Origin of the sequence: Sphingomonas sp. R647, from assembly GCF_020177055.1 — a bacterium.
Lineage (GTDB): Bacteria > Pseudomonadota > Alphaproteobacteria > Sphingomonadales > Sphingomonadaceae > Sphingomonas.
Window position 1 is genome coordinate 19425 of record NZ_JAIQXT010000006.1, and the last position, 25136, is coordinate 44560.

The 25136-nt window shown below is 66.5% G+C and carries 30 protein-coding genes; 16 read left to right on the top strand and 14 right to left on the bottom strand.

The window, feature by feature from the left end; genetic code table 11:
- Positions 1-44 precede the first annotated feature (44 nt).
- Entirely contained in the window at positions 45-491 is a 447-nt protein-coding gene (locus K9B35_RS15595; RefSeq protein ID WP_224922915.1) for a hemerythrin domain-containing protein, read from the top strand.
- Between the two features lie 11 nt (positions 492-502).
- Here K9B35_RS15595 and K9B35_RS15600 read toward each other — a convergent pair whose 3' ends face one another.
- The 3 genes from K9B35_RS15600 to plsY are packed head-to-tail and all read right to left on the bottom strand — an operon-like array spanning position 503 to position 2850.
- Positions 503-1195 carry a hypothetical protein gene (locus K9B35_RS15600; protein ID WP_224922916.1) on the bottom strand — a complete coding sequence of 231 codons (693 nt, stop codon included), beginning with the start codon at positions 1193-1195 and terminating at the stop codon, positions 503-505.
- Positions 1167-2252, bottom strand: a complete 1086-nt coding sequence (dprA, locus tag K9B35_RS15605) for a DNA-processing protein DprA (protein WP_224922917.1) — start codon at positions 2250-2252, stop codon at positions 1167-1169. The genes K9B35_RS15600 and dprA overlap by 29 nt, the downstream gene beginning before the upstream one ends.
- A complete protein-coding gene (gene plsY, locus K9B35_RS15610; RefSeq protein WP_224922918.1) occupies positions 2245-2850 on the bottom strand; it encodes a glycerol-3-phosphate 1-O-acyltransferase PlsY in 606 nt (201 codons plus the stop codon). The genes dprA and plsY overlap by 8 nt, the downstream gene beginning before the upstream one ends.
- A 73-nt stretch (positions 2851-2923) precedes the next feature.
- On the opposite strand from plsY, the gene murI reads away from it, so the two are divergent.
- Positions 2924-3715, top strand: coding sequence for a glutamate racemase (murI, locus tag K9B35_RS15615; protein ID WP_224922919.1), 792 nt, complete (start codon positions 2924-2926; stop codon positions 3713-3715).
- Between the two features lie 27 nt (positions 3716-3742).
- Here murI and K9B35_RS15620 read toward each other — a convergent pair whose 3' ends face one another.
- Positions 3743-3910 carry a hypothetical protein gene (locus K9B35_RS15620; protein WP_224922920.1) on the bottom strand — a complete coding sequence of 56 codons (168 nt, stop codon included), beginning with the start codon at positions 3908-3910 and terminating at the stop codon, positions 3743-3745.
- A gap of 220 nt (positions 3911-4130) precedes the next feature.
- Between K9B35_RS15620 and hemA the strand changes: the two genes are divergently transcribed.
- Positions 4131-5372 carry a 5-aminolevulinate synthase gene (gene hemA / locus K9B35_RS15625; RefSeq protein ID WP_224922921.1) on the top strand — a complete coding sequence of 414 codons (1242 nt, stop codon included), beginning with the start codon at positions 4131-4133 and terminating at the stop codon, positions 5370-5372.
- A 158-nt stretch (positions 5373-5530) separates the two neighbouring features.
- On the top strand, positions 5531-5683 hold the full coding sequence (locus K9B35_RS15630) for a hypothetical protein (protein ID WP_224922922.1): 153 nt from the start codon (positions 5531-5533) through the stop codon (positions 5681-5683).
- 62 nt (positions 5684-5745) lie between these two features.
- Here K9B35_RS15630 and K9B35_RS15635 read toward each other — a convergent pair whose 3' ends face one another.
- Complete coding sequence (locus K9B35_RS15635) at positions 5746-6657, bottom strand: hypothetical protein (RefSeq protein ID WP_224922923.1); 912 nt, start codon at positions 6655-6657, stop codon at positions 5746-5748.
- 59 nt (positions 6658-6716) lie between these two features.
- On the opposite strand from K9B35_RS15635, the gene K9B35_RS20295 reads away from it, so the two are divergent.
- Positions 6717-8450, top strand: a complete 1734-nt coding sequence (locus tag K9B35_RS20295) for an asparagine synthase-related protein (RefSeq protein ID WP_224922924.1) — start codon at positions 6717-6719, stop codon at positions 8448-8450.
- On the opposite strand, the gene K9B35_RS15645 is transcribed toward K9B35_RS20295, so the two are convergent.
- From K9B35_RS15645 to K9B35_RS15660, 4 genes are read right to left on the bottom strand one after another with little or no spacing between them, the layout of a single operon-like run.
- Positions 8445-9356, bottom strand: a complete 912-nt coding sequence (locus tag K9B35_RS15645; RefSeq protein ID WP_224922925.1) for a hypothetical protein — start codon at positions 9354-9356, stop codon at positions 8445-8447. The genes K9B35_RS20295 and K9B35_RS15645 overlap by 6 nt on opposite strands.
- On the bottom strand, positions 9346-9615 hold the full coding sequence (locus K9B35_RS15650) for a PqqD family protein (RefSeq protein WP_224922926.1): 270 nt from the start codon (positions 9613-9615) through the stop codon (positions 9346-9348). Before K9B35_RS15650 ends, K9B35_RS15645 begins: the two co-directional genes overlap by 11 nt.
- The gene (locus tag K9B35_RS15655; RefSeq protein ID WP_224922927.1) at positions 9612-10457 is read right to left on the bottom strand and encodes a hypothetical protein; all 846 of its coding nucleotides are present in this window, start codon (positions 10455-10457) and stop codon (positions 9612-9614) included. Before K9B35_RS15655 ends, K9B35_RS15650 begins: the two co-directional genes overlap by 4 nt.
- Before the next feature lie 7 nt (positions 10458-10464).
- Complete coding sequence (locus K9B35_RS15660; protein WP_224922928.1) at positions 10465-11670, bottom strand: putative 2OG-Fe(II) oxygenase; 1206 nt, start codon at positions 11668-11670, stop codon at positions 10465-10467.
- A 118-nt stretch (positions 11671-11788) separates the two neighbouring features.
- Between K9B35_RS15660 and K9B35_RS15665 the strand changes: the two genes are divergently transcribed.
- Positions 11789-12286 carry a lasso peptide biosynthesis B2 protein gene (locus tag K9B35_RS15665; RefSeq protein WP_224922929.1) on the top strand — a complete coding sequence of 166 codons (498 nt, stop codon included), beginning with the start codon at positions 11789-11791 and terminating at the stop codon, positions 12284-12286.
- On the opposite strand, the gene K9B35_RS15670 is transcribed toward K9B35_RS15665, so the two are convergent.
- Entirely contained in the window at positions 12277-12795 is a 519-nt protein-coding gene (locus K9B35_RS15670; RefSeq protein WP_224922930.1) for a GNAT family N-acetyltransferase, read from the bottom strand. The two genes, K9B35_RS15665 and K9B35_RS15670, sit on opposite strands and share 10 nt — an antisense overlap.
- A gap of 66 nt (positions 12796-12861) precedes the next feature.
- Here K9B35_RS15670 and K9B35_RS15675 point away from each other — a divergent pair, with 66 nt between their 5' ends.
- Positions 12862-13176, top strand: coding sequence for a DUF6916 family protein (locus tag K9B35_RS15675; protein ID WP_224922931.1), 315 nt, complete (start codon positions 12862-12864; stop codon positions 13174-13176).
- Between the two features lie 33 nt (positions 13177-13209).
- Here K9B35_RS15675 and K9B35_RS15680 read toward each other — a convergent pair whose 3' ends face one another.
- From K9B35_RS15680 to K9B35_RS15690, 3 genes are all read right to left on the bottom strand, one after another.
- Positions 13210-13803 carry a phage tail protein gene (locus K9B35_RS15680; protein WP_224922932.1) on the bottom strand — a complete coding sequence of 198 codons (594 nt, stop codon included), beginning with the start codon at positions 13801-13803 and terminating at the stop codon, positions 13210-13212.
- Positions 13804-13889: 86 nt separating this feature from the next.
- A complete protein-coding gene (locus K9B35_RS15685; RefSeq protein ID WP_224922933.1) occupies positions 13890-14483 on the bottom strand; it encodes a phage tail protein in 594 nt (197 codons plus the stop codon).
- Between the two features lie 161 nt (positions 14484-14644).
- Complete coding sequence (locus K9B35_RS15690) at positions 14645-15850, bottom strand: hypothetical protein (RefSeq protein ID WP_224922934.1); 1206 nt, start codon at positions 15848-15850, stop codon at positions 14645-14647.
- A 122-nt stretch (positions 15851-15972) separates the two neighbouring features.
- Between K9B35_RS15690 and K9B35_RS15695 the strand changes: the two genes are divergently transcribed.
- The 9 genes from K9B35_RS15695 to virB11 are packed head-to-tail and all read left to right on the top strand — an operon-like array spanning position 15973 to position 24269.
- Positions 15973-16416 (top strand): dienelactone hydrolase family protein, encoded by a 444-nt coding sequence (locus K9B35_RS15695; RefSeq protein WP_224922935.1) that lies wholly within the window; start codon positions 15973-15975, stop codon positions 16414-16416.
- Positions 16417-16474: 58 nt separating this feature from the next.
- Positions 16475-16798, top strand: coding sequence for a TrbC/VirB2 family protein (locus K9B35_RS15700; RefSeq protein ID WP_412103475.1), 324 nt, complete (start codon positions 16475-16477; stop codon positions 16796-16798).
- 7 nt (positions 16799-16805) lie between these two features.
- Positions 16806-17090: a type IV secretion system protein VirB3 gene (locus K9B35_RS15705; protein ID WP_224922936.1), complete on the top strand. Its 285-nt coding sequence runs from the start codon at positions 16806-16808 to the stop codon at positions 17088-17090.
- On the top strand, positions 17069-19435 hold the full coding sequence (locus K9B35_RS15710) for a VirB4 family type IV secretion/conjugal transfer ATPase (protein WP_412103476.1): 2367 nt from the start codon (positions 17069-17071) through the stop codon (positions 19433-19435). Before K9B35_RS15705 ends, K9B35_RS15710 begins: the two co-directional genes overlap by 22 nt.
- Entirely contained in the window at positions 19432-20694 is a 1263-nt protein-coding gene (locus K9B35_RS15715; RefSeq protein WP_224922937.1) for a type IV secretion system protein, read from the top strand. Before K9B35_RS15710 ends, K9B35_RS15715 begins: the two co-directional genes overlap by 4 nt.
- Positions 20691-21479 (top strand): virB8 family protein, encoded by a 789-nt coding sequence (locus K9B35_RS15720; protein WP_224922938.1) that lies wholly within the window; start codon positions 20691-20693, stop codon positions 21477-21479. The genes K9B35_RS15715 and K9B35_RS15720 overlap by 4 nt, the downstream gene beginning before the upstream one ends.
- Positions 21476-22183 carry a TrbG/VirB9 family P-type conjugative transfer protein gene (locus tag K9B35_RS15725; RefSeq protein ID WP_224922939.1) on the top strand — a complete coding sequence of 236 codons (708 nt, stop codon included), beginning with the start codon at positions 21476-21478 and terminating at the stop codon, positions 22181-22183. Before K9B35_RS15720 ends, K9B35_RS15725 begins: the two co-directional genes overlap by 4 nt.
- A complete protein-coding gene (locus tag K9B35_RS20300) occupies positions 22180-23271 on the top strand; it encodes a TrbI/VirB10 family protein (protein ID WP_224922940.1) in 1092 nt (363 codons plus the stop codon). Before K9B35_RS15725 ends, K9B35_RS20300 begins: the two co-directional genes overlap by 4 nt.
- Positions 23268-24269, top strand: a complete 1002-nt coding sequence (gene virB11, locus K9B35_RS15735; RefSeq protein ID WP_224922941.1) for a P-type DNA transfer ATPase VirB11 — start codon at positions 23268-23270, stop codon at positions 24267-24269. Before K9B35_RS20300 ends, virB11 begins: the two co-directional genes overlap by 4 nt.
- Here virB11 and K9B35_RS15740 read toward each other — a convergent pair.
- Positions 24249-24857 (bottom strand): aspartyl/asparaginyl beta-hydroxylase domain-containing protein, encoded by a 609-nt coding sequence (locus K9B35_RS15740; protein ID WP_224922942.1) that lies wholly within the window; start codon positions 24855-24857, stop codon positions 24249-24251. The two genes, virB11 and K9B35_RS15740, sit on opposite strands and share 21 nt — an antisense overlap.
- Positions 24858-25136: the final 279 nt, after the last annotated feature.

The following is a 25136-nucleotide window of genomic DNA, read 5'->3' on the forward strand; positions in this document are numbered from 1 at the left end:
TTAACCTGCATCGTCTATAAGAGTCGGCAGAGGAGGGTCCGGCAATGGTTTCGGTCGAACGGTTGATTGACGAACATGCGCAGATCAGCGCCCGCAGCGACGCGCTGATGCGGGCCGTCACGACCGCATCGCCGACGATGCTGCGCACGATGATCGTGGGGCTGGACACCGAACTTGCGGCCCATCTCGCGACCGAGGATCTGGAGGTCTATCCACACCTTCTGGCCAAGGGCGACCTGGCGCAGCGCGAGGCGGCGGAGATTGCGATGGGCGATTTCGACCAGCTCGCCGCGCAATGGCGCGCCTATGTCGACGAATGGACCGCCGACGAGATCGAGAGCGACCACGAGCTGTTCATCGAGGCGAGCAAGCGCGTCCTGTCCGCGCTGTCGGCGCGGGTGCGGATCGAGAACGAGATTCTCTACCCGCTCGCGCTCGCGTCCGGAACGATCACGCTGCGGGAGGCGAGTGCGCGGGTGATGGCGGGGTAAGCACTGCAAATTCAAGCAAATACCGCGCGGACATCGCTGTCGGGATCAAGCGTCTCCTGATAGACCGCCACCGACAAATAGATCGACGCGACAAGCCCGATGTTTCCCAGAAGATTGATCGCCCCGTAGGTCAGCGGCGAGGCCGTCTCACCGGCCACTTCCGTGACGATGAGGACGAAGCTGGCGACGTTCGGGATGAATGTCAGCAGAAAGGCGGGCAGGATCGCCAACGCCTGACCCTTGGTGCGGCGCATGGCTTCCTCAAGGGCTTCGGTGGCATTCAACCGCTCGGTCCCAAGAACCAGCGGCAAGGCCGGGGTCCAGCGCAACGCCAGGATGAGGGCCGGGATCACCAGCGCGATAGCGCCGAGCACCAACCCGATGCCGATCAGAATCGACGCGAGAATGAACGATCCGATGGCGCGATTGGGATGTTCGGCAAGCAAGCCGATCCGGCCGAGCGTATTGCGGAGCAGCAGATACTGGCCAACCGCCGACGCCACGCTGCTCAGGATCATCGCCTCCGCGTCCGAGCTGACGAGATCGGCGGCAGTGATCAGCAGAGTTAGCCCGACGACGGCGATCGTTGCAAGGACCGCATTGTCGAGCAGCAGGGCGGACAGGCGGGCAATGAGCTGCCCGGGCCGGATGGGTGTGACGGTCGCCATTGATCCCTTACCGCAGACTGACCCGCCCGCCGGCATGCCGCTCCAGCCGGCCGGCGAGTTCGAGTTCGAGCAGCACCAGTTGCACCGCCGCGCCGGGCAGGGCGGATTGGCGGATCAGTTCATCAACCGGGACAGGCACCGGGCCGAGCAGCCCCTCCACCCGGTTGCGTTCGCCCGCGTCGGGTTCACGTCCTGGCTCTGCGCCGAAGCCCGAGACCGGCGAGCGCACCGCGCGCGGATCGATCGGGCGGATCATTTCGAGGATGTCGTCCACGCCCTGCACCAGCGTCGCGCCCTCGCGGATCAGCAGGTTGCAGCCCTGCGCGCGCGGGTCGATCGGCGAGCCGGGGACCGCCATCACCTCCCGCCCCGCCTCCGCCGCGATCCGTGCGGTGATCAGCGAGCCGGAGCGCGGAGCTGCCTCGACCACCACCGTCCCTTGGGCGAGGCCGGCGATGATGCGGTTGCGTGAGGGGAAATGGCGGGCGAGCGGCTCGGCGCCCGGCGGCTGTTCGGCGATCAGCAGGCCGTGCTGCGCGACGCGTTCCTGAAGCTCCGCATTTTCCGGCGGAAAGGCGATGTCGATGCCGCTCGCGATGACGCCGACCGTGCCGCTGGCGAGCGAGCCGTGATGCGCGGCGGTGTCGATGCCGCGCGCCAGCCCTGAGACGACCGTGGCCCCCGCCTCGCCTAGCCCCTGCGCCAGCTGGCGCGCGAAGCGGCACGCGGCGGCGGAGGCGTTGCGCGCCCCGACCATTGCGACACAGGGCCGGGTGAGCAGCCCCATGTCACCGCGCACGATCAGCGCGGGCGGCGCATTTTCCAGCTCACCCAGCAACGGCGGATAGTCGGGGTCGTCGAGAAACACATGCCGCGCGCCGAGTCGTTCGACCACCGCCAGCTCGCGCCGGGCAAGCGCGGGATCGGCCAGCGTCGGCGCCTGTCCGCCGCCGCGCAGCGCCAGGCCGGGCAGCGCGTCGAGCGCCGCCTGTGCGTCGCCGAAGCGGGCGATCAACTGGCGATAGGTGACCGGGCCGATCCGCGGTGACCGGATGAGGCGAAGGCGGGCGAGGCGCGCGGCCTCGTCAGCCATGCTTGCGGCCGATGCGCGGTTCGGTCCCGGCGAGCAGCCGTTCGATATTCTCGCGATGCTTCCACAGCACAATCAGCGCAAGCACGACGAGCAGCATGACGAGGTTGAACCGGTTCATCACCGCCGCGCTCACCGGCGCGCTGATCGCCGCCGCCATTCCGGCGACCGAGGAGATGCGCAGCGTTGCGAGCAACCCCAGCCACACCACGGCAAAGATGATCCCAGACGGCCAATGCAGCGCGAGGACGATGCCCATCAGCGTCGCGACGCCTTTGCCGCCATTGAACTTGAGCCAGACGGGGTAGCAATGGCCGATGAACGCCCCCGCCGCCGCGACGACGCCAAGGCCGGGCCAGATCGCCTGCGCGATCCACACCGCCGCCGCGCCCTTGAGCAAATCGAGCAGCAAGGTCGCCGCCGCCAGCCCCTTGCGCCCGGTGCGCAGCACGTTGGTCGCGCCGATATTGCCCGATCCGATCTGGCGCAGGTCGCCCGCCCCGGCGAGCCGGGTCAGCACCACCCCGAACGGGATCGACCCGAGAAGATAGCCAAGCGCGATGGCGAGCACCGGCGCGATCGTGGTGAGTTGCGTCTGCATGATCCCCCTTGCTTGGACAAAGGCTAGGGTCTTCGGTAAGCGCACGCAACAATCTCGATCAGCGGAACCCGTCATGGCCGACACCCGGCCCCTTCTCTTATTCGATTCGGGCGTGGGCGGGCTGTCGGTGCTGGCGCCGGCGCGGGCGCTGCTGCCCGGTGCGCCGTTGGTCTATGCCGCCGATAGCGCGGGATTCCCCTATGGCACCCGCAGTGAGGCGGAGATTGCCGCGCGCGTCCCCGCGCTGCTCGGACGGCTGGCAGAGCGGTATAAGCCGCGGCTGATCGTGATTGCCTGCAACACCGCATCGACCATCGCGCTGCCGCATGTCCGCGCCGCGCTCGACGTGCCGATTGTCGGGACCGTGCCCGCGATCAAGCCCGCTGCGGAGGCGTCCCGCACGCGGGTGATCGGCGTGCTGGGGACGCAGGCGACGGTGCGCCAGCCCTATGTCGACGACCTGACCGCGCGCTTCGCCGCCGATTGCACCGTGCTGCGCCACGGCAGCGCCGAACTGGTGGAGCTCGCCGAAGCGAAGCTGCGCGGTGAGGATGCCGATCCGGCGCGGTATCGCGCGGTGCTCGATGGCCTGTTCGCACAAGCAGCGGGCGAGCGGATTGACGTGATCGTCAACGCCTGCACCCATTTTCCGCTGGTCGAGGCCGAACTGGCGGCCGCGGCCCCGCATCCGGTGCGCTTCGTCGATGGCGGGCCGGGCATTGCGCGGCGAATCGCGCATCTCACTCAGGGGCAGAGCTGGCCCGACTCCCCAGCACCTGGAATCGCGGTGTTCACCGCGCAGCCCGACCCTGCGCTCGCTCCGGCATTGGCGGGATATGGTCTCGATCAAATCGAGACGCTCTAGCCCTCCGCCGGCCGCGCCGACGCGGGTTCAGCGCAGCGGGAACGCCGGGGTTTCGGTCATCACCTTGACGCGTTCGGCGTAGCCATTGGCCATCGCCAGATGGGCGTAGCGCGCGCTTGAATCATGCGCCTTGGCCGCGCAGTCACGCTCGGCCCGCTCGCGACGGGTGAAGTAATCGACATCGTTCTGCGACATCGTGGTTCTCCCAGATTTTTCTGAAGCGGGAGCGCGCTGGTCTCTCAGCCGCAGAAATGCCCGGAGTCCCGTTCCGCGGTGCACGAACCATAGCAGATTTCGCCCAGCGAGTCCTGATCTGGGGCAAGCGGATGCGCAACGACCGTCCGATCACAGTGATCGATAGGATAGGCAATTTGCCCTAGTGGCGTCGCGCCGCAAAAATCGCTAACGGGTCAACATGACCAGCGAGGCTTCCCCGCGCGCGGTAGATTATTCGCGCGTGTTCAACCAGGCGATCGACCGGCTGCATGCCGAAGGGCGATATCGCGTCTTTATCGACATTCTGCGCAACAAGGGCATGTTCCCCAATGCGCGATGCTTTGCCGGGCATAACGGGCCAAAGCCGATCACCGTATGGTGCTCGAACGATTACCTTGCGATGGGCCAGCACCCCAAGGTGATCGCCGCGATGGAAGAGGCGCTGCACGATGTCGGCGCAGGGTCGGGCGGTACGCGCAATATCGGCGGCAACACCCATTATCACGTGCATCTCGAGGCCGAGCTGGCCGACCTGCACGACAAGGAAGCCGCGCTGCTGTTCACCAGCGGCTATGTCTCGAACGAGGCGACGCTGTCGACGCTGGCCAAGGTGCTGCCCGGCTGCATCATCTATTCCGACGAACTCAACCATGCATCGATGATTGCGGGCATCCGCAATTCGGGGTGCGAGAAGCGGGTGTGGCGGCACAATGACCTTGAACATCTCGAGGAATTGCTCGCGGCCGACGATCCCAATGTGCCCAAACTGATCGCGTTCGAAAGCGTGTATTCGATGGATGGCGATATCGCCCCGATCCACGCGATCTGCGATCTCGCCGACAAGTATAACGCGCTGACCTATCTCGACGAAGTTCACGCCGTCGGCATGTACGGCGCGCGCGGCGGCGGCATTTCGGAGCGCGACGAAGCGGCGCAGCGCCTGACGATCGTCGAAGGGACGCTGGGCAAGGCATTCGGCGTGATGGGCGGCTATATCGCGGCCGATCGCATGATCATCGACGTGATCCGCTCCTATGCGCCGGGGTTCATCTTCACCACCTCGCTCTCGCCGGTGCTGGTCGCGGGCGCGCTGGCGTCGGTGCGTCACCTCAAGCAATCGAGCGAAGAACGCGACGGGCAGCAGGCAGCGGCTGCGCGGCTCAAGACGATGTTCGCCGATGCCGGGCTGCCAGTGATGGACAGCACGACGCACATCGTCCCGCTGATGGTCGGTGACCCAGTACGCGCCAAGAAGATCAGCGACATCCTGCTCGCCGAGTACGGCGTCTATGTTCAGCCGATCAATTATCCGACCGTCCCGCGTGGCACCGAGCGTCTTCGCTTTACGCCAGGCCCGTCGCATGACGAGACGATGATGGCCGATCTCACCGCCGCGCTGGTCGAGATCTGGGAACGGCTGGAGTTGCGTGCTGCGGCCTGACTTTATTGTTTTTGTACCGCATCGATGCGTTATTAATTGGTAACTTGTCAGCGGTACCTAGCAGGGTTAGGTAAGCATGTGTGCAGCCTTCCGGCATGCGGGTACGGGAACGACCGGCCGCCGCGTCCGGATTGTGCAAGATCTGAAGAGGGGAAAACATGACGGATCGTATCGGAACCGAACAGCCAGTGCCGGAACTGCGTAGCTGGATTGAACCCGAAATCTCGGTGCTCGCGATCGAGGAAACCGCTGGCTTTCCGGGTCGTGGCTTGGACGGCAGCGTGGTGGGCCCCGATTGCACGCAGTCGTAATTGGCTTTTAGCTCTCCACCGTGATCAGAGCGATCTGGTTGCGTCGAATGCCGGGCGTTCGGCTAACGGATCGGTATGATTACGGTGGGGGCGCCATCGACTTGAAGTTCGCGTACGGGTTTGTGCTGGTGATCGAGACAGACCAACAACCCGCCTAAAGTGGTGCGGTTTTCACGCGAAGCGAACTGCGAGACGCCCACGACCCAGCCGTCGCGATGTGGCGCCAGCCCACGCGTCATTTGGTTGCTGACCGAGATCGCCGGGCCATTGCTCCGCAGCAGCTCGCCATCCTGCGATCCACAGTGCCACAGCACGCCTTCCCCGTCTTCGACAATGTCATGGCAGCCATAGCCAGCCAGTGTCTCAAAATGGGTGACGCGCCAGTCTGAATCGAGCCACGCCAACTCGCTGGGCCGCCGGGTCTGGCCGGCCCCGTTATGCAACATCAGAACGACCGCGCCCGCGACATGGGCGATCGAGTTGATGTGCCGATAGCGCGGAGTCCGCTCCCCCCGTCGCACGATCCCAAGCGGGGTTTTGACATCGACGGCCGTACCATCCAGCGTAAAGCGGCGGATCACCTGGTTGGCGGTGTCGACCACGCAGACCAGATTATCGATCACCGCCAGCTGATGACACTGATTGTCGAGGTCGCGGGCGATGACCCGCGTGGCGGTGATGATGTCGCCTTCCAGATCGAGCGCAAGGATCCGACCCCGCTCGATGCCGCTATGCGGGACACCACAAGATTCGAAGACGAACACTGTGTCACGATGACGATGCAGCCCGAAGAAAAAGCCATGCGCGATCAGAGCCACGCCTTCGGAATTGGCAGCGAACAGACCGTTCCTGCTCGAGACCAGAATGTCGAAGTCTTGCAGATCGCGTACAACCAGCCGAATCCGGTCCTGAACATACGCCTGGTGCGCGAGCGCCGCCCGAATTGCCCGCTCGCTTGCCCGTAGAATGTCCATCGCCGCAGTGATAGGCAGGGCCAGGGGCCAGTCAAGTTGCGTCGGAGCAGGGGGAAATCGTGGACCGCACCGGCCTTTACGGTCTGTTTGATCTGGGGGGCGCGAGCGTTGATGCGCGTGCCGCCGCGGTTCTTGGATTACTGGTCGATGCCGATACCGCGTCAGGGTTGGGCACGCCCGTGGACCTTGCCGATCCGGGCGCAGCTCAAATGGATCGCAGCGGCGCTCACCTTACCTTGTTCCTAGGTCGACTGGATGAAGCCGAACCGGTCGCGGCCCGGCTCGGCTTGCCCGGCGGGACCGGCGACCTCGAAATTGCCCGGGCGGCGCTGCTCCGTTTTGGCCCCGATGCCCGCAACATGCTATTTGGCGAGTGGATGATCGCGCATTGGGACGGGCGCGCGCTGGTGCTGGCCAGTTCAATCGCATTGCGCGATCCGCTATTCTACGCGGTGCGCGGGTCACGCATCGCGATCGGCCCCGACCTGCGCCAACTCAGCCAGATCGACTGGGTCGGCGATCGCTTCGACCCGAGCGGCTTGCTTGCCGCGATGGGCTATGGCTGGGTCCGTGCCGCAATCGGCCTGCCAACGCCGATCGCCGGCGTGTGTGCGCTGCATCCCGGAGCCTATGTGTCGATCGATCGCACGGGGACGCGCATGGCGCCGCCGCCGGTCATCGACGCCGTTACAGGCTGGCGTGGTGACCTTGAGAGCGCAATGGCCGAAGCGGAGGCACTCATGCTCCGCATCGTGCGCCAGCGCATGGTCGGCGGGGCCTACAGCTGCCTGCTCAGCGGCGGGCTCGATTCGTCGACACTCGCCTGGCTGACCGCGAACAATCTGCGGCCGGATGAGCAGCTGCACTTCCTGACCAGTGCCGCGAGCGGGCCGGGCCAGGTCGATGAGGTGCGCGAGGCGGCAATCGTTGCGGGGCATCTTGGCGTTTCGCATGTGCCGGTATGCGCAGCCATGGATGCTGGTCCGTACCGGCCCGGGGCAGATCATTTCCGGACGTCGAATGGTCCCAGCCTCAGTTTCCGTCACTATCTCTACGACCGGCTGATCGCAACGAGCCGCACGGTTGGCGCGCCGTTGCTATTCGATGGACTTTTCGGTGAACTCACCTTCACAAATTCACGGCCGCTGTACGGCGAACGCGTCGGTATCAGACAGGCGCTGCGTCGCATGCGCAACGCCTGGCGTGATCCCGGCATGAGGGGACCGGACGCGCTTTTCCACGTCAATCTTGCCCGCCATTGGCTAGACCGACTTCCACCGGACATTGCGGAGGCTAGCCGGCGTCGGCCCGGACCTGAGCGCCTGCCGTCGCGACGCGATCTATGGGGCGTGAGCGGTGCCTTTGCCAAAGCGCATCGGGCGACGGCGCAGCTTGACCTGGGTCGGGTGCGCCACGTGCTGCCGTTCCGCGATCCGCGGTTGATTGCATTGTTCGCGGCCTTTCCGGCGAAGATGCTGTATCCCGAGCCAGGCGCACGGACTCCGGCACGGCAGTTGCTGAGCGGCAAGCTACCGGATTCGATCCGGTTGCGGGGCAAGGGTCCGGGGATCGCGCCCGATTATGCAGAGCGCCTCAGGTCGGAAGCTGGCGCGGCCCGCGTGCGGATCCCCCTGTTTCGCCAGGCAGGCGCGGACGAGTGGATCGACCTTGCCGCGCTCGACCGCGGACTTGCGCGAAATGGGGCGGGAGTCAGTACCTTCGGCGAAGCGACCCGAACCCAGTTGACCGCCCTTGCCGGCGAGTTCTTCGTCTGGTGGCGCGGCCTGTCATGATGGCGTGAAGCTGCGACCCAGCGTCAGTGCATCCTGTGCACGCTGCTCATGTTCCGCGTGGCCACCCCTCGCCACACCCGGAAACCCGACGACCGGCAGAAAATCTGCCAATTTCAACAGCGCGCGCTGGCGTTCAGGATGGTTGGGCAGCGCTGCGAGCCAGGCCGGCCGAAAGAGATGGCGGGCGAGAAATTGCGCGCGGGCCACAGGCGCGAGGGTGCCGGGCGGAAGCCCGAGCGCGATCACCCCAGCCAGCGGATATGCCCCAGCATCGAACCGCGCGCGGAGCCTTAGCACCTGCTTGCCGCGCGTCTCCCGCAATGGCAGGTCCAGCACCTCGCCTTCGGTCCATGCGGCGACGACGGGATCAAGACGGATCGTCGTCCGTCCCGGCAGGATGACCGGATCCAGCGCATCGACAGGATCGCACCGGATCGCGGACAGGTCGTCGCTCAGCAGGCGCGCGCCCGCCGCGATCAGGCCGGCGGTAAGGCTCGATTTCCCCGCCCCGGCCGCTCCCGCGATCAGCAAGGCGCGCCCGTCGATCGCGACCGCACACGCATGCATCGGGATCAAGCCGCGCCACGCCAGCAGATGCGCAACGACGGTGCCATAAAATGCGTGCGGCAAGGCACCAGTCCAGGTCGGCCCAGGCAGATAATCGACCCGGTTTCCGTCGACCATGTCGAAAATCGCCTGATCCCGCCACGGGAACCGGGTGCCATCGGTAAACAAGGCGCCTGCGCGCACCGGGGCGACATGCTCCCGCTGCGCGAGCGCGGCGCTGCGCCGGATCAGGACATCGGCCGTTTGCGCATCATCGCCATTGGCGAACTGAACCAGCGGAAGATCGCTACGCCACACCAGGCCATAGGCATGGCCGCAAAAGCGCGAGTCAGCCGGCACGTGCGAGCTGCTGCACCTCCATCTCGGCCAGCGTGCGCTGGACCGCCGCTGCGCAGGCGTCAGGCGCGACCGCGAATTGCGCGGTCAGGCTTGCCGTGATCTCGTCCTGCGTGCTCGGAACTTCCAGCGCGTTCCAGATCGCATGAGCCGTCTCGTTCAGCGAGACGTAGGCGCCATTGCCGATGTTCACCATCACGAAGCTGTCTTCGATCGCGGAGCCCACCCAGTCGTCGTTCCGCGTCCATTTTGCGTCGCTCATTCGATCTCTTCCCCCATCCCGATCCGGTCAAGCAGTGTCCATTCCGCCGGGGTCAGCGGCGCCGCCCCCGCACGTCGCCGCCAGCTATAGTGCGGGATTGCGCCCGCGAGTAGGGTGGCATCGCGTAAAACCTCGGCCGTTCGGCCAAGCAATGCCGGGACGCGCGGCCTGTGCCGGTGCGTGAGCAGGGACGCGACCGCCGCAACCGGATCAAGCCTTGCGAAACAGGCTTCGCCCTCGGTGCGCGCGTCGAGTTTCAGGATCGCGGCAATCGGCGCGCTGGCGAGTGACTGACACGCATGCACCGATACAAACTGCCGCCCGCTTCCGGCATTGCGCGCGGCAAACCAGCCGCCGCCAAGCCCGCTCGCTCGCGTGCCGGTGTCGCGCGAAAAGGCGATCGTATCGTCGCCGATCAGCGCCGCACCTGCCCCGGTCAGCTGCGCCAGAATCGTCGATTTGCCGCTGCCCGATGCGCCGGCGATCGCAAGTGCGCCACCACCGCGAAGCCGAACCGCCCCGGCGTGCAGCACGAACCGGTCGCGCAACCACAACCAGGCGGGAAGCGCGGTGGCGACGAGCATGCCTGGCACTATGTCTAGAGGTGCATCCGGATCGGGGGCGACGGTGATCGCATGCGCCGAAATCCGATAGCTGGCGACGCCGGGACATACAAAGCACAGGCCGTCATGCGTCAGCGCATAAACCGGCGCGTTTGCGGTCGATTGCGGCGGCTCCAGCCCGATCACGAGATCGGGCGGACCGTCGCGATCATCCACGACTGCGCCGGGAACCGCGAGCTGCGACTCCAACCGCAGCCCGTAGCCGGTCAACCGCGGCATCGACCGGTCAGCCCGGCCAGATGTCGAACGCGACGCAAATGCGCCGCTCGGCGGCGCCGTGCGGGAAGGTGCGGTGGTAGCAATGCGACGGGAACAGCATCACCGTGCCCGCAGTCGGCCGGACGATGGTGCTGCCGAATGCCTGTGCCGCATCGTCGCCGACCATGTCCTCGGGAATGCCGAAGGCGATACAGCCGGCCGCGTCGGTCCCGGTCGCGATCCCCTCAGGGATCTGGACATAATAGACGCCACTCAACCAGCCAAACTGGTGGACGTGCCAGGTTTCGAACCCGGTGCTTTCGGTGATGACGCACCAGCTGTGCAAGATCCCTGCGCGGGGTTGGGCGCGCAGCCAGGGATGATCGTCCGCCGCCAGCGACACGAGATGCGCATCGATCGTCCCGGCAAGCCCATCGAGCAGTTGGCGGATGCGCGGTGACTCCCCCGTCGCAGGCGCATCGATCCGCCAGGTTTGTTCGGACGCGCTGCCGTAGCGTTCATAGCGCAGCCCCGGATGGGTCAGCAGTTCGGCGGCGAGTGCCGCGTTGAAGGTGTCGAGATCGTCGAACCCTGCGGGCGTGCCAAGCATGCCGCGATAGGCGAACCGATCCCACCCATCCTGTTCGCGCGCGGCGTCGATCCGGCCGAGCTGGGCCAGCGCCAGCGTCTGCGCCGCGAACAGGCGCGAATGGCCCACCCCCTGCGCATCGAGCTGCGCCATCTCGTCGAGCACGCGTTCGGGAGCGCCGCTGTCGAAATAGAGGCTGGCGAGCCGCTTGCATGCATCCTTGTTGCGCGGATCATGCGCCAACGCCTGTCTCAGGCTCTGCTCCGCAGCTTCAATGTGGCCCAGGCGCCGCTGAGCCTTGCCGCGCGCGGCCAGCGCGGCGGCACGCTGAGGGCCCTGATCGGCGCGCTCGAACGCTACCGTCGCGAGCGCAGCGGCGCGCGCTGTATCGTCAGGTCGCTCCACCGACATATGCGCATTGGCAAGGACCAGCACTTCGGCGAAGTCGAGGCTGTCGGGGTCGATGTCGGCGTAGAGCGCGATGACATCGTCGAACCGGTCGTTGCGCATGAGCAGCACTGCCAGCCGGGCGCGCAACAGCGAAGAGGCGGGATTGCGGGCATAGGCGGTCTGCACCAGCGCGCATTCATCGGCCCCGGTGATCCGCTTGCCCACTTCATGGTCGATCGTCATATGATCGGTCATGCGCCCTCCGCCTCGCCCATTGGCACCGCACGATGGGCGGTGCTAGTGCATGCCGTGGAACCCCCGGCGTCACAAGCCGAAATGCAGTGGCCGATTTGCAGTGGATGGAGATGGTTACGTGTCGCGCACCGCGATAATTGCGCGCAAATTGGCCGTGGCGCGACGCCAGCCGGCCTTCGTGCTGCTGTGGCTGCTGCCCGCGTGGCTGCTGATCGGCATGTCATCCGCGTTGATCGCGATCGTGCCGTTCCGCCGCATCGCGCCGTTGTTGGGTGTCAATCTCGGCGCGACCGCGCATCGCCCAGCCGCGACGCCGCAGCAAGTGGCACGCGCACGGTTGATCGGGAGGGCCGTGTCGATCGCGGCATCCTACGCCCCGTTCCGATCGAACTGCCTGCCGCAGGCGATGGCGGCGAAAGCGCTATGCGCCTTGTGGCGCGTGCCATGCGCGGTGATTTTGGGGATTGAGCGGGCGCGTCCCGAGGGCGAACTGCGGGCCCACGCCTGGACCAGTTGCGGCGACGCAGTGCCGACAGGCGGCGGACATTGCTTCACGACGCACGTGCCGCTGTCCTGCTTCGTGCCCGCCGGAGAGGCGGCGTCGCTTCAGCGCTGAACCGGCGCGCGATGCATTTCGGCGAACGCGGCCCAAGGGTCGGGTTCGGTCTCAACGAACCCCAGTCTTTCGTAGATCTGACGCGCCGGATTGCCGACCTGGACCTCCAGCGTCGCGGTTAAGCCATTCGCGTCGGCGGCCGCGAGCCAGGCGGCCAGCAGATGTCCGCCGGCGCCGATACCGCGATGCTCGGGACGTACCGCGATATCGACAAGATGCGTGCCCGCGCCGTGCCATGCGACCAGAATATGCCCGATCGGCGCGCCATCGCGGGTTACGATCCGGTGCATTGCGTCGGGATGCGCCGCATCATGCGCTGCGCGCTGAAACTCGGCCTGCTGCACGAGCATCGCTTCGGAAAGAAGGCCCTGCATCGGCGAGCAGGCAATGGCGCAGGCGATCAAAAATTCCACGTCGCCTGATGTACGCGGTCGGCACTGAAGGTCACCGGCGCGCGCGCCAAAGGCGGCATCGAAGGCAGCGGCAGGGTCGGTTTCGAAATGGCTCAACGATCAACCCTTGTACCGCGCGATCCGGCAGTTGATTGCGCCGAATTTCCATTTAGGGTGCGCGGCATGACCACTGAACTCATCCCCCGCCCGATGGTGATCGAGGAATTCCAGCCGCACGTCGGCAAGCTGTTCCGCCTCGATTGCGAACCGCGCAATGTCGATATCACGTTGTTGAGTGCGACGCCGCTGACCAACCATCGCCCGTCGATGCGACCGCCATTCCGGCTGATGTTCCATTCGGATCCGATGGTTCAGCTTGGTACCGGCATCTACGCGATGCGTAGCGGGTCGTTCGGGCCGGATATGGTCTATATCGAGCAGACGATGCCCCCGGCCGACGCGGTTCCGGGCCATTATTATCAGGCCGTCTTCAACTGAGGCCCGCCGGGATTTCTCCCGGCGGGAAACGCTTCAGTTGCGCGACGGAAAGATACCGAACAGCGCGATGACCGGGCTCATCACCAGATAAGGCTGCATCGTCGAGTGCGGCTGGCTTCCGCCGGCGATCTGAGTGTTGCCTGCGACATTGACGCCAGCCAGCGGCACCTTCGTCGCAGGGTCCCCGGTCGCGGCTGGCACGTAGAATCGGGGGATCATGTCCGGCGATGGTGCCGTGTCCACCCCGCGCGCGAGATAAGCGCCGGCCTGAGGCGACTGTTCGGTCGCCTTTAGATTAACCGCGCTCAGCGTACCGGTCGCTCCAGCCATCGAGTGGGCGTGCATCGGCATCTGGGTGCTGGCCAACGTAACGTTCTCGGTACCGGCCACTTCACCCATGGAGTATGTGCTCAGCCCTGGCCCCGATCCCTGGCCAATCGCTGTCCGACCTTGCAGGTCGGGTAGCGCAAAGGTCGTCTGACCATTGCCACCGTAGGTCGTGCCGATTAGCGAAAACAGAGCAGTATTCTGCGCAATTGCCTGGATTTGGCCCGCACAAAACGCCCAGTTTCGCGGCGGGAAATTGTACGGAACGGTCATGATTGTTGCAATGAACGGCGTTGCCATCGGAGCCCCCAATATTCATCGGACCGTTAAGGCCCATCTCCTGCGTAGATCAGTATCGCGCCGGCACATCGCCGGCCCGATGCAAATCAGTTACGCGACGGGAAAATACCAGTCAGTGCGATACACTGGTTGAGCACCAGATACGGCTGCATCGTCGAGAAGGGCTGGCTGCCGCCCGCAATCTGGGTGTTCCCGGCAACATTCACGCCGGCCAGCGGGACCTTTGCCGCGGGATCACCCACAGAAGCGGGCAGATAAATTTCGGGGATCGAGTCCGGCTGTGGCGCCGTATCGACACCGCGTGCCAGATAGCCACCGGCCGGGGGATTCTGTTCCGTCGCCTTGAGGTTGATTGCGCTGAGCGTACCCGTCACGCCCGAAAGCGAGTGGACGTGCTGCGGCATCTGGGTGCTCAACAGGGTCGTCGTTTCAGTGCCTGCCACTTCGCCGATCGAACGAAATGAGAGGCCCGGACCTTGCCCCTGACCCAACACCACGCGACCGCGAAGGTCAGGAAGCGCGAAGGTCGTCTGACCGTTTCCGCCATAGGTCGTCCCGAGCAGCGAAAACAGCGCAGTGTTCTGCGCGATCGACAAGATCTGACCCTGTGCCAGCGCATAGCCTACGGGCGCAAAGTTAAACCCGAAGGTTGCAACCTGGCCAATGAACGGCTCCGTCATAGTGATCCCCCCAGAAATGAAGGCCGATCCCCGTGATCCGACCTTTGTTCAAATACTTAATCTGCATGACCTGCAAAGGCTTCCGCTAACACAACGCGCGAAGGCCCATCGACGCGGGACCTTAGCGGGGACGCTAATCAAGTCAATAACATCGAAACCATCTAGCCCTGCGCGCCAACACCGGTACGAAGCGCCTCGATCCGCGCATAGGGGGCCTCCAGATGCCGCTTTACCGCCGCAGCAATTGCCGGCGTGACCGCAGCACGCTTCTGCTCGGTATCATCCGCATATGCCTGATCCGGCACCTTGGAATTGTGGCGTGCGGCGGCGGCCATCGCGGCCAGTTCATCCGCGTCAGGATCGAACCCGAAATGCTGCGGGATGACCGACTCCATCGCCGATCGCAGGTCGGCATAGTTGACCAGCAACCCGCCCCCGACCGAGGCATGCTCGATCGCGCAATCGAGATACCTGGCCAGTACTGCGGCACCCTGATCCTCGATCGAAAACACGTTGCCGGTATCGACCACCCCGAGCTCCGGGACGACGCCTGCGGAAAAATGAATTCCAGGCATCCCAATGTGGGACACCATCACCTCCTCCGGCTTGCGATACAGGAATATCCAGGGGGTCGACGGGAACGCCGCACGGAACAGCGGCAGCGCCACGACATTCCACGCGTCGAGCTTAAGAAAAAAGCGCCGCGCGTTCCCCGAACGGTTGCGACCCAATGCTGCGACCAGCGCGCGAAGCGCCGCGACTTGCTGATCGAGCGGCGCGCCCGATGTCACCGCCCACTGGACGAGCACATCGATCGGCGCAGCTTCCGACGCAACGACATGATGCGGCACTGCGGCCAGCATCTGTGCGACCAGCGTCGAGCCGCAGCGTGACATGTGGAAGACGATTCCGTCGGGGGCCAGCGTCGCTTCTCGCTCCGCGCCGGCGATCAACCCGGCAAGATCGGTGCGCGTGCGGAACATCCGGCTGAGCGGGCGCGACGCGACCCGGTTGACGCTGTCTTCGAACAACGGCTCGCTTAGCGCACGATCGCCGAACCAGGCCCAGTCGAATGCGGGAGCCCCATGCCCCGGCACCGCCCGCACCGGTAGCCAACCGATCTGCGGCCAGGTGTCGAGCGTGACCGGCGCACCTTGAAATCGCGAAATGCCCAGCGGATCGGGTGCCGGTACTTCGATCGCCGCCGAAGCGGAATCGAGGCCCAGTTCCTCAGCAATCACACGCAGTTCCGCATCGAACTCGGCCGCATCGTAATAGGCGCCCAACCGGGCCTGAAGCGCCGGGCTGGTAAGGATCGCGCGCCAGAGTTTCTGCGCGTCGCCGTCGTCGCTCGAATACTCCGTCACGCTGTGTGCCCCCATCGCGCCGCCGCTGTTCCCGACGTTTCCAAAATACTGCGATCTATCGTTGTTTCCGATCGCGCAAGTGGTTACGCTGCGTTAGTTACGTCTGATCAGGCGAGGGGGGCATGTCGAACATGAACAACAATGAACAGGGCCAGGTGAGCCGCCGGTCGTTTCTTGGGCGCGCGGGCGCAGTCTCCGCAGCGGGCGTGGTTGCCGCAGGCGCGATCAACCCCGCCATGGCCTTCGCTGGCAACAGCGTGCGCACCTACAAGGGCAAATATGCGGTCGATTCGCACCGCGTGATTGACGGCTTCATGGCGGTCCCCAAAGGCAAGTCCGATCTGGATGTGGTCGTTGTCGTTTCGGAAAGCGGCAAGCTCGATTCGACCGCTGAAGCAACCGCGCGTCGCTACGCAGCGTCCGGCTGGATCGCGTTCGCGCCGGATCTGGGGTCGACGTACAAGAGCACCGACAAGCAGGCGATGGTCGCCGCGCTGACGCGCGACCTGCCCCGGTTTAAGCGCCTGACGCTGAGCAGCGGCAAGGTCGCGGTCGTCGCGGCCTGATTTTCCCGTTACCCGCGCGATGCGTGGGTAACGGCCTAGTGCGTGAGGCGTTGGACTAGTGATCGCAACCTTGTGTCATCGGGCCGCAGCGACGTTCGCGGCCGCAACCGCGTTGGTCTGGTCGAGTGCCGCCGCCGCGCAGGAACTGGCCGATCCACAGGGGTCGGGCGCGATTGTCGGCGCGGTGCGCTGGCTTCAGGGGACGCTACTCGGCACGGTCGCGACGGTGGTTGCGGTAATCGCGGTCGCCGCCGTCGGTCTGTTGATGCTCACCGGCCGGATCAACTGGCGCTATGGCGCCACCGTCATCCTGGGCTGCTTCATCCTGTTTGGCGCCGCCAGCATCGTTGCGGGCATCCAGGCGACGGCCGGCGCGGGTTAGGGCCTGAATGACCGGCCTTGACCGCGACACCGTATTCGTCGCGCTGACGCGGCCGCAGATGTTTGCGGGCGTCACCTATACCTGGTTCATCGCCAATGCGGTGCTGGCGACCGAGCTGTTCCTGATCTTTCGGTCGGTGTGGGTGCTGATCGCCGCTGTGGCGATCCATGGCGCGGGCATGCTGGCGTGCCTGCGCGAGCCGCGTTTCTTCGACCTGTGGATTACCCGGGCAAGCCGCTGCCCACGCGTCCCCAATCATCGGATCTGGCGGTGCAACTCCTACCGGCCCTGACCCGCGACCGGCGGGTGATCGATCGTGAGGCGAGCGCGGGGCGGCATCTGCCCTATGCGCGCCATGTCGACGATGTGACGATCGCGACGCGTGACGGCATGCTGATGCAGGTCATCCAGATCGGCGGGCTTCTGTTCGAAACGGCGGACAGCGAGGAGATCAATTATCGCAAGCGACTGCGCGATGCGACGTTGCAGGCGATCGGATCGTCACGCTTTGCGGTCTATCATCATATCGTGCGCCAGCGCGTCGAACCGGGGCTGGCGGGGGATTTCCCAGACGATTTCTCGGAGCGGCTGGACGCGGCGTGGCGCGGACGGCTGGCGCGCAAGCAGCTCTATACCAACGACCTGTTTCTGACGCTGGTGCGGCGCCCGCTGCAAGGGCGGATCGGCCTGCTCGACCGGCTGCGCGGCGGCCTTAGCGGGATTGAGGCCGAGGCGGCGCGCGCACAGGATCTGCGCGAATTGAACGAAGCGCGCGAGGCGCTGTTCGCGGCGCTCTCGGCTTATGGGCCACGGCTGTTGTCGGTCTATGAAACGCCGCAGGGGCCGGCGTCCGAACCGCTCGAATTCCTCTCGACGCTCTACAATGGCGAACTGCGCCCGGTGCTGCTGCCGATGCAGGATCTGGGCGAGTATCTCCCCTATCGCCGGGTGAGCTTTGGCCAGAATGCGATCGAACTGTCCCCGGCGGCGGGGAGCGGGACCGATTTTGTGGGCATGGTGTCGATCAAGGATTATCCGGGCCAGACCGCGCCGGGGATGCTCGACGATCTGCTCCGCCTGCCGCTGGAGCTGACGGTCACCCACAGCTTCGGCTTTGTTGATCGTCAGGCGGCGCTGTCGAAGATGAACCTTGCGCTGCGGCGGATGCGTTCGGCGGAGGACGAGGCGGTGAGCCTGCGCGCCGAACTGGGCGAGGCGAAGGACGAGGTGGCGGCGGGCCGCGCCGGGTTTGGCGAGCATCACATGACCGTCGCGGTGCGCGGCGCGTCGCCCGAGGCGGTCGATCAGGGTGTCGCCGAGGTGCAGGCTGCGCTGTCCGATCTCGGCATCATCGCGGTGCGCGAGGAGATTGCGCTCGAACCCGCATTCTGGGCGCAATTCCCCGGAAACTTCAAATATATCGCCCGGCGCGGGCTGATTTCGACCGGCAATTTCGCGGGGCTGGCGAGCGGGCATAACTTCCCGGTCGGCAGCGCGAGCGGCAATCACTGGGGCGATGCGGTAACGCTGCTCGAGACGACCGCCGCCGGCCCCTATTATTTCAACTTCCACCATGGCGATCTCGGCAATTTCACCGTCATCGGCCCGTCGGGGTCGGGCAAGACGGTGGTGCTGAACTTCCTGCTCGCACAGGCACGCAAGTTCCGTCCGCGCATCGTGTTCTTCGACAAGGATCGTGGGGCGGAGCTCTTTATCCGCGCGATCGGCGGGCAATATGACGTGCTGCGCCCCGGTGTGCCGTCGGGGCTCAACCCGTTGCAGCTCGACGATACCGCCGAGCATCGCCAGTTCCTCGCCGACTGGCTCGCCCAGCTGGCGGGCGGGGTCGACATCGATGAGGCCGCGCGGCTGAAGGACGCGCTGGACGCCAATTTCGACCAGCCGCGCGCGAACCGCCGCTTGCGCCATCTGGTCGAGCTGTCGCGCGGCGGCGAGCGACCGCATGGCGCCGACCTGTGGTCGCGGCTGCGGCCATGGTGGGGCGACGGCGAACGCGCCTGGCTGTTCGACAATGAAAGCGACACCACCGACCTGACCGCCGAGGCGGTCGGGTTCGACATGACGCAAATCCTGGACGATCCCGCCGTCCGCACCCCGGCGATGATGTACCTGTTCCAGCGAGTCGAGGAGCGACTCGACGGATCGGCGGCGATCATCGTGGTGGATGAGGGGTGGAAGGCACTCGACGACGATGTCTTCGTGCGCCGGATCAAGGATTGGGAAAAGACGATCCGCAAGCGCAACGGGATCGTCGGCTTTGCCACGCAGAGCGCGCAGGACGCGCTGGAAAGCCGCATTGCCAGCGCGATCATCGAACAGGCCGCGACGCAGATCTTCATGGCCAATCCGAAGGCGCGCGCGGCGGATTATGTCGACGGGTTCGGCCTGACGCCGCATGAGTATGAGCTGATCCGCGCATTGCCGGACAATGCCCGCTGTTTCCTGATCAAGCATGGCGCCGAAAGCGTCGTCGCGCGGCTCGATTTGTCGGGCGAGCAGGAGATTCTGACCGTGCTGTCCGGGCGCGAGCGTACCGTGCGCCTGCTCGATACGATCCGCGCCGAACATGGCGACGATCCCGCCGAGTGGCTGCCGCGCCTGATGGAGGTCGCATGACCTGCCCCGGCATCGTCGAGGGCGACGCATTCGTCGTGAGCATGCTGGGCGCGGCGGACTGCCATGCCCGCGCGGTCGCGACGCTGGGCTATCAGGTGCTGGCCACGCCGGGGTCGAGCGCGTCGCTGCTGCTGACCGGCATGCTGACGTTGTTCGTCGCGATCTGGGGCTATCGCATGCTGCTGGGCGAGACGCCCGGCATGCGCGACGGCGTGGTCGCGCTGGCCAAGGTCGGGATCGTGCTCGCGCTGGCGACGAGCTGGGCGACGTACCGCCCGCTGGCGCATGATCTGGTGTTCGGCGCACCGGGCGAGCTGGTCGCCGAAGTCGGTGGTGCGGCGGGGCTGCCCGGCACGCTGGGCGATCGCGCCGTGCGGATCGGCTATGTCGATCGCGGGCTGGCGCGGCTCGGTGAAGCGGGCGTCGGCAAGCGCGAGGGCCAGCAACAGGTGATGCGCCAGCGCAACATCAACGGCCGCAACGAGCTGGTGGTCGAGAACTCCCAGGATCCGGTCGGCGTGATCGAGCCGATCGCGCTTGCCGCGTCGCGCATCCTGTTCCTGATCTCGACGCTGGGCGGCATCGTGATGCTGCGCTTTGCCGCAGCGATCCTGCTGGCGCTCGGGCCGATCTTCGTCGCCTTTCTGTTGTTCGACGCGACGCGCGGCTGGTTTGCCGGGTGGCTGCGCGGGTTGATGGGGACGATGATCGCGAGCTTTGGCGTGGCGATCCTGCTCGGCATCGAACTCGCGCTGCTCGAACCCTGGGTGGCGAGTCTGGTCGCTCGGCGGGCGGGCGAACAGACCATCGCGGGGGCGCCGGTCGAGCTGATGGCGGTGACCGCGATCTTTGCGCTGGCGATGTTCGGCACGATCCTGCTGGCGCTGAAGGTCGCCACAGGATTGCGCCTGCCCGAAACATGGCGCGCCGCACCTGAGCGATTCAACCGCGAGGTCGAGCGGCTGTTTCAGGGGCGGGGCGCAGGCGCGGCACCCGCCGGTGAGCCCGCCGTCGAGCGGTCGCGCGCGGCAGCGGTCGCCGATGCGGTGATCGCGACTCAGCGGCGCGAATCGGGCGGGGCGGCGCCGATCACTGCTGCGGCGGTTCAGGGGATGGCGGCACCGGCGCGGACCAACCCCGGTGCGCGACTGGTTCCGAGGCAGGTACCCAACGCGCCGCCACCTTTGGGCCAGCGGGCCGCGCGCCGGTCGCGCAATCGTGTTACAGCCAGCGCCGGGCGCCGGGATCAGACGAAATGAAGCAAAAGACACGCGCGGCGCTCGACGCCTATTACCGGGAGGGCGGAAGCTGGGCCGCGGACCGCGAGGCGCGGCTCGACCGGTCGCAGCGGCTTGCGTGGATCATCGCCGCCGTCGCCGTCGCGGTCGCGCTGGTCGTGGCGATCGCGCTGGTGGTGATGTTGCCGCTCAAGACGGTCGAGACGCGGACGTTGCTGGTCGATCGCCAGACCGGTTATGTCCAGCAACTCAGCCCGATCAATCCAGACAAGATCGCGCCCGACACCGCGCTGACCCAGGCGTTTCTGGTGCAATATGTGATTGCGCGCGAGAGCTTCGACATCGACGCGCTCCAGCATAACTATCGCCACGTGGTGCTGTGGTCGGAGGGCCGCGCACGCAGCCGCTATATCGCCTCGGTACAGGCATCGAACCCCGAGAGCCCGCTCGCCAGCCTGCCGCGCAGCACGCTGGTTGAGACGCGGGTGAAGAGCGTCTCGCCACTCGGCACCGGATCGGCGCTGGTTCGGTTCGAAACGCAACGCCGCGACGCGGCTGGCCAGACCGCCCCGGCGCAGCAGTGGGTTGCGGTGATCCGCTACCGCTATGCCGGCGAGCCGATGAAGCTCGAAGATCGCTTCATCAACCCGCTCGGCTTCACCGTATCGCACTATGCCCGCAACGCCGAAGCACTGCCCGCACCCGCTCCGGTGACGGCAGCGCCGGTTGGAGCCGCGCAGGCGGCCGCGCCGTCGCCGCTCGCCGCAACGCCCGCCCCCTCCCCAACCGCTCAGGTGGCACGATGAAGTGGGTCGCCGCCCTGCTGCTGCTCGCCGTGCCGCCCGCGGTGGCGCAAGTGCGCCCGCAGCCGGGTCCGGGCGATCCGCGTGTGCAGACGGTGATGTTCGCGCCCGATCAGGTGGTGCAGCTTCAGGCGGCACCCGGATATCAGATCACCGTCGCGCTCAACCCGGACGAGCGGATCGAGAGCATCGCGCTGGGCGATGGCGGCGCGTGGCAGGCGAGCGCGAACAAGCGCGGCGATTATCTGTTCATCAAGCCGCTGAGCGCCGGGGTCACCACCAACATGGTCGTGATCACCGATGTGCGCATGTACGCGTTCGAGCTGGTCCCCGCATACGGCCCGATGGAGACGCTGCCCTTCGCGGTGCGCTTCACCTATCCCGACAGCGCACCGCTGGCCGCGACCGGCACGGCGGCGCCAGCCGAGGCGGTGACCGCCGGGCGCTATCGGCTGAGCGGCGACAAGCTGCTCCGCCCGAGCGCGATGGCCGATAACGGCGTGCAGACCGAGATCGAATGGCCGGCGAGCGCGACGCTGCCGGCGATCTATGCGGTCGGTGACGATGGCGCCGAAGTGCTCGCCACCGGACAGGTCCGCGATGGGCGCATCGTGGTCGATCGCATCGCGCGCAAGTTCATCTTCCGTCAGGACCGACGCGTCGCAACGGCGCTGCGCATGCCCGCTACATCCGGAGACGGCCGGTGAGCGCGGTTGGCGATCCACGCCGCGATCCTGCGATACACGCGGCGGGTGACATCCGCCCGATGGTCGGTGCCGCGCCGCGCGGGCCGTCGATGCTGATTATCGGCGGCGGGCTGGGACTCGCCGCCATCCTGCTGTTCGTCGCGCTCGAGTCACGCCGCACTGCGCTTCAGGCACCCGCCGTTACGCGCAGTGCCGACGCACCGACTGCACTGCGCGAGCCGCCGCCGCTTTATATCCCGCCCGCTCCTGTTGCGGAGGCGTCCGCACCGCCGGTTGCGGTCGTCACAGCGCCGCAGACCGTTCCATTTGTGCTGCCCCAACCGCCGATGCGTCAGCAGCGCCCCGAGTTCATTCCTCAGCCGCCGCCGCCGGTGTACCCACAGCCCTTGCCCCCGCCGCCGATGGCAGAGCCCCGCGCCGCCGCGCCCGGTCCTTTGGTGCTCGACCGGTCGGGGCCGCAGGATGACGGTCCGGGGGTCGCGTCCGCCGACACGCCAGCCGGCGCGCAGGCACCGGGGACACGTGTGACCGCTGGGTCGCTCGCCAACCGATCGACCACCATTGCGCAGGGGACGCTGATCCCCGCCGTGCTCGAAACCGGCTTTGATTCGACCAAGGCCGGATTCGCCCGCGCAATCGTGTCGCGCGACGTGCGCAGTTTCGACGGCACCCGCATCCTGATCCCGCGCGGAAGCCGCCTGACCGGCGACTATGCGGGCGGGGCTGAGGCGGGGCAAAAGCGCGCGATCATCAACTGGAGCCGGCTGGTGCGACCGGACGGCGTGACCATCGCGATCGGATCCCCAGCCACCGACGCGGTCGGGCGCAACGGCGTGCGCGCCAAGGTCAATTCGCATTTGCTCCAGCGGATCTTCCCGGCGCTGCTCCAGTCGGCGCTCGACATCGGCGTCAACCTCGCCACGCGCCCCGCCAACGGGTCGATTTTGTTGGCACTGCCCAACTCCGCCTCGAGCGCGACCAGCGGGCAGAATGGCCCCGCCCCGACGCTGAGCGTGCGGCCGGGCACGACGATCGCGGTGTTCGTGACGCGCGACCTCGACTTTACCGGGGTCGGGAATCCGCGATGACGGCCGAGCCGCCGGCGGCGGGCGTCTATCTGCGCGCCTATCTGGCGCCGCTCGCGCCGTTTCTCGACCGCGCCGATGTCACCGACATCTATGTCAACCAGCCCGGCGAGATCTGGGTCGAGACGCTGGGCGGGGCGAGCGAGCGGCACGATGCGCCGGACCTCACCGAAACCGCGCTCGAACGGCTCGCGCGGCAGGTAGCGGCGCTGACGCATCAGGGGATCAGCCGCGCCCACCCATTGCTGTCGGCCGCCCTGCCGGACGGCGCACGCGTTCAGGTGATCGCGCCGCCCGCGACGCGTGGCGGGATGGCGATTGCGATCCGCAAGCATGTGTCGGCCGATCTGGGGCTCGACGATTATGCGGCGGCGGGGGCGTTCGACGGGACGCGGCGCGGTAGCGCGTTGCATGGCGATGAGGGGATTGCGGAGTTGGCGGCGCTGCTAGAGGCGGGGAACCTCGCCGCGATGCTGCGGCAGGCGGTGCGGTCGCGGCGCAATATCCTGGTTTCCGGCGGCACCTCGACCGGCAAGACTACGTTCCTGAATGCCCTGCTGCGTGAGGTTGCTTCCGACGAGCGGTTGATCGTGATCGAGGATACGCCTGAGCTGCATCTGCGTCACGCCAATGCGATCGGCCTGCTGGCGACGCGTGGCGATTTGGGTGAGGCGCGGGTTACCGCCGATGACCTGCTCGGCGCGTCGCTGCGGATGCGGCCGGACCGGATCATCCTGGGCGAGCTGCGCGGCGAGGAGGCCTATGCCTTTCTGCGTGCAATCAACACCGGCCATCCCGGATCGCTGAGCTCGGTCCATGCCAACAGCGCAGAGGCGGCGGTCGAGCAGATCGCGCTGTTGATCCTCCAGCGCGGCACGCGGCTGAGCCGGGAAGACGTGACGCATTATGTGCGCTCGACCATCGACGTGTTCGTGCAGCTCGAACGCGTCGGCGGGCGGCGGCGGGTTGCCGAAGTGCTGCTACCCGGCGCTGGCCGCTAACATTTCGCCCAGCCAGTCATCGACCAGCGCGTCGATCACCAGATGCACCCGGTCGCTGGTGCCGCGATTGACCACCGAATGCGTGTCCATCAGGCGCAGATACCAGGCCTCCCCCGGCGCCATCGTCACCGGCGTTCCGTTGAGCAGGAATTCGACATCGGGGTTGGTGGTGATCGGGATATGCAGGCGGGCCACGCCATGTTCGGCGGCGAGGTCGTGGTCGTAATGCGGCTTGATCACCGATCCCGGGGTCAGCCGCATCAGTCGCACCACGGTCAGCGGGCATTTGAACGCCGCCAGCACTTCGCGGAAATAGGGCGTCGCGGCCAGCAGCGGCCCGTCGACGAACTCGGTCGCGGTGGGATCGGAGTAGATCATCATCACCGGATGCGTCGCGCCGGCCGTGTGGCGCAGCGGCAGGACCGACCAATTGCCCTCGTAATTCTGCTTCACCAGATGATCGATCCAGTCGCGATCGACCGCGTCGAGATCGGCCCGCAGCCGGTCGACGTCGAACGCCATGGGCAGCCGCAGCCGGTCGGGCAGCTGCCCTTCGGGAGGTGCGGATCGGATGACCTGATCGAGCATCACGCGAGGTTAGCGCCACCCGACGCAGGTGCAAGCCGGATCAAGGCGCGGTGCGCGGCGGGACCCGCAGAAACAGGGGGTCGCGCCTGACACCTTCCGGCGAAGCTGACGAAAACATGCGGGTTGCGGGCCGACACGACGGGATGACACCCGCGAACGGCCCGGGACGCGACAGGTTCGCGGCACCTGCGCAACGGGAGCGCGACGGTCCCACGACTGGCGCGCGACCGCTCCACGACGCGATTGGGCCGCCAAAGGACTGGTGGGCGACGGCTTGTC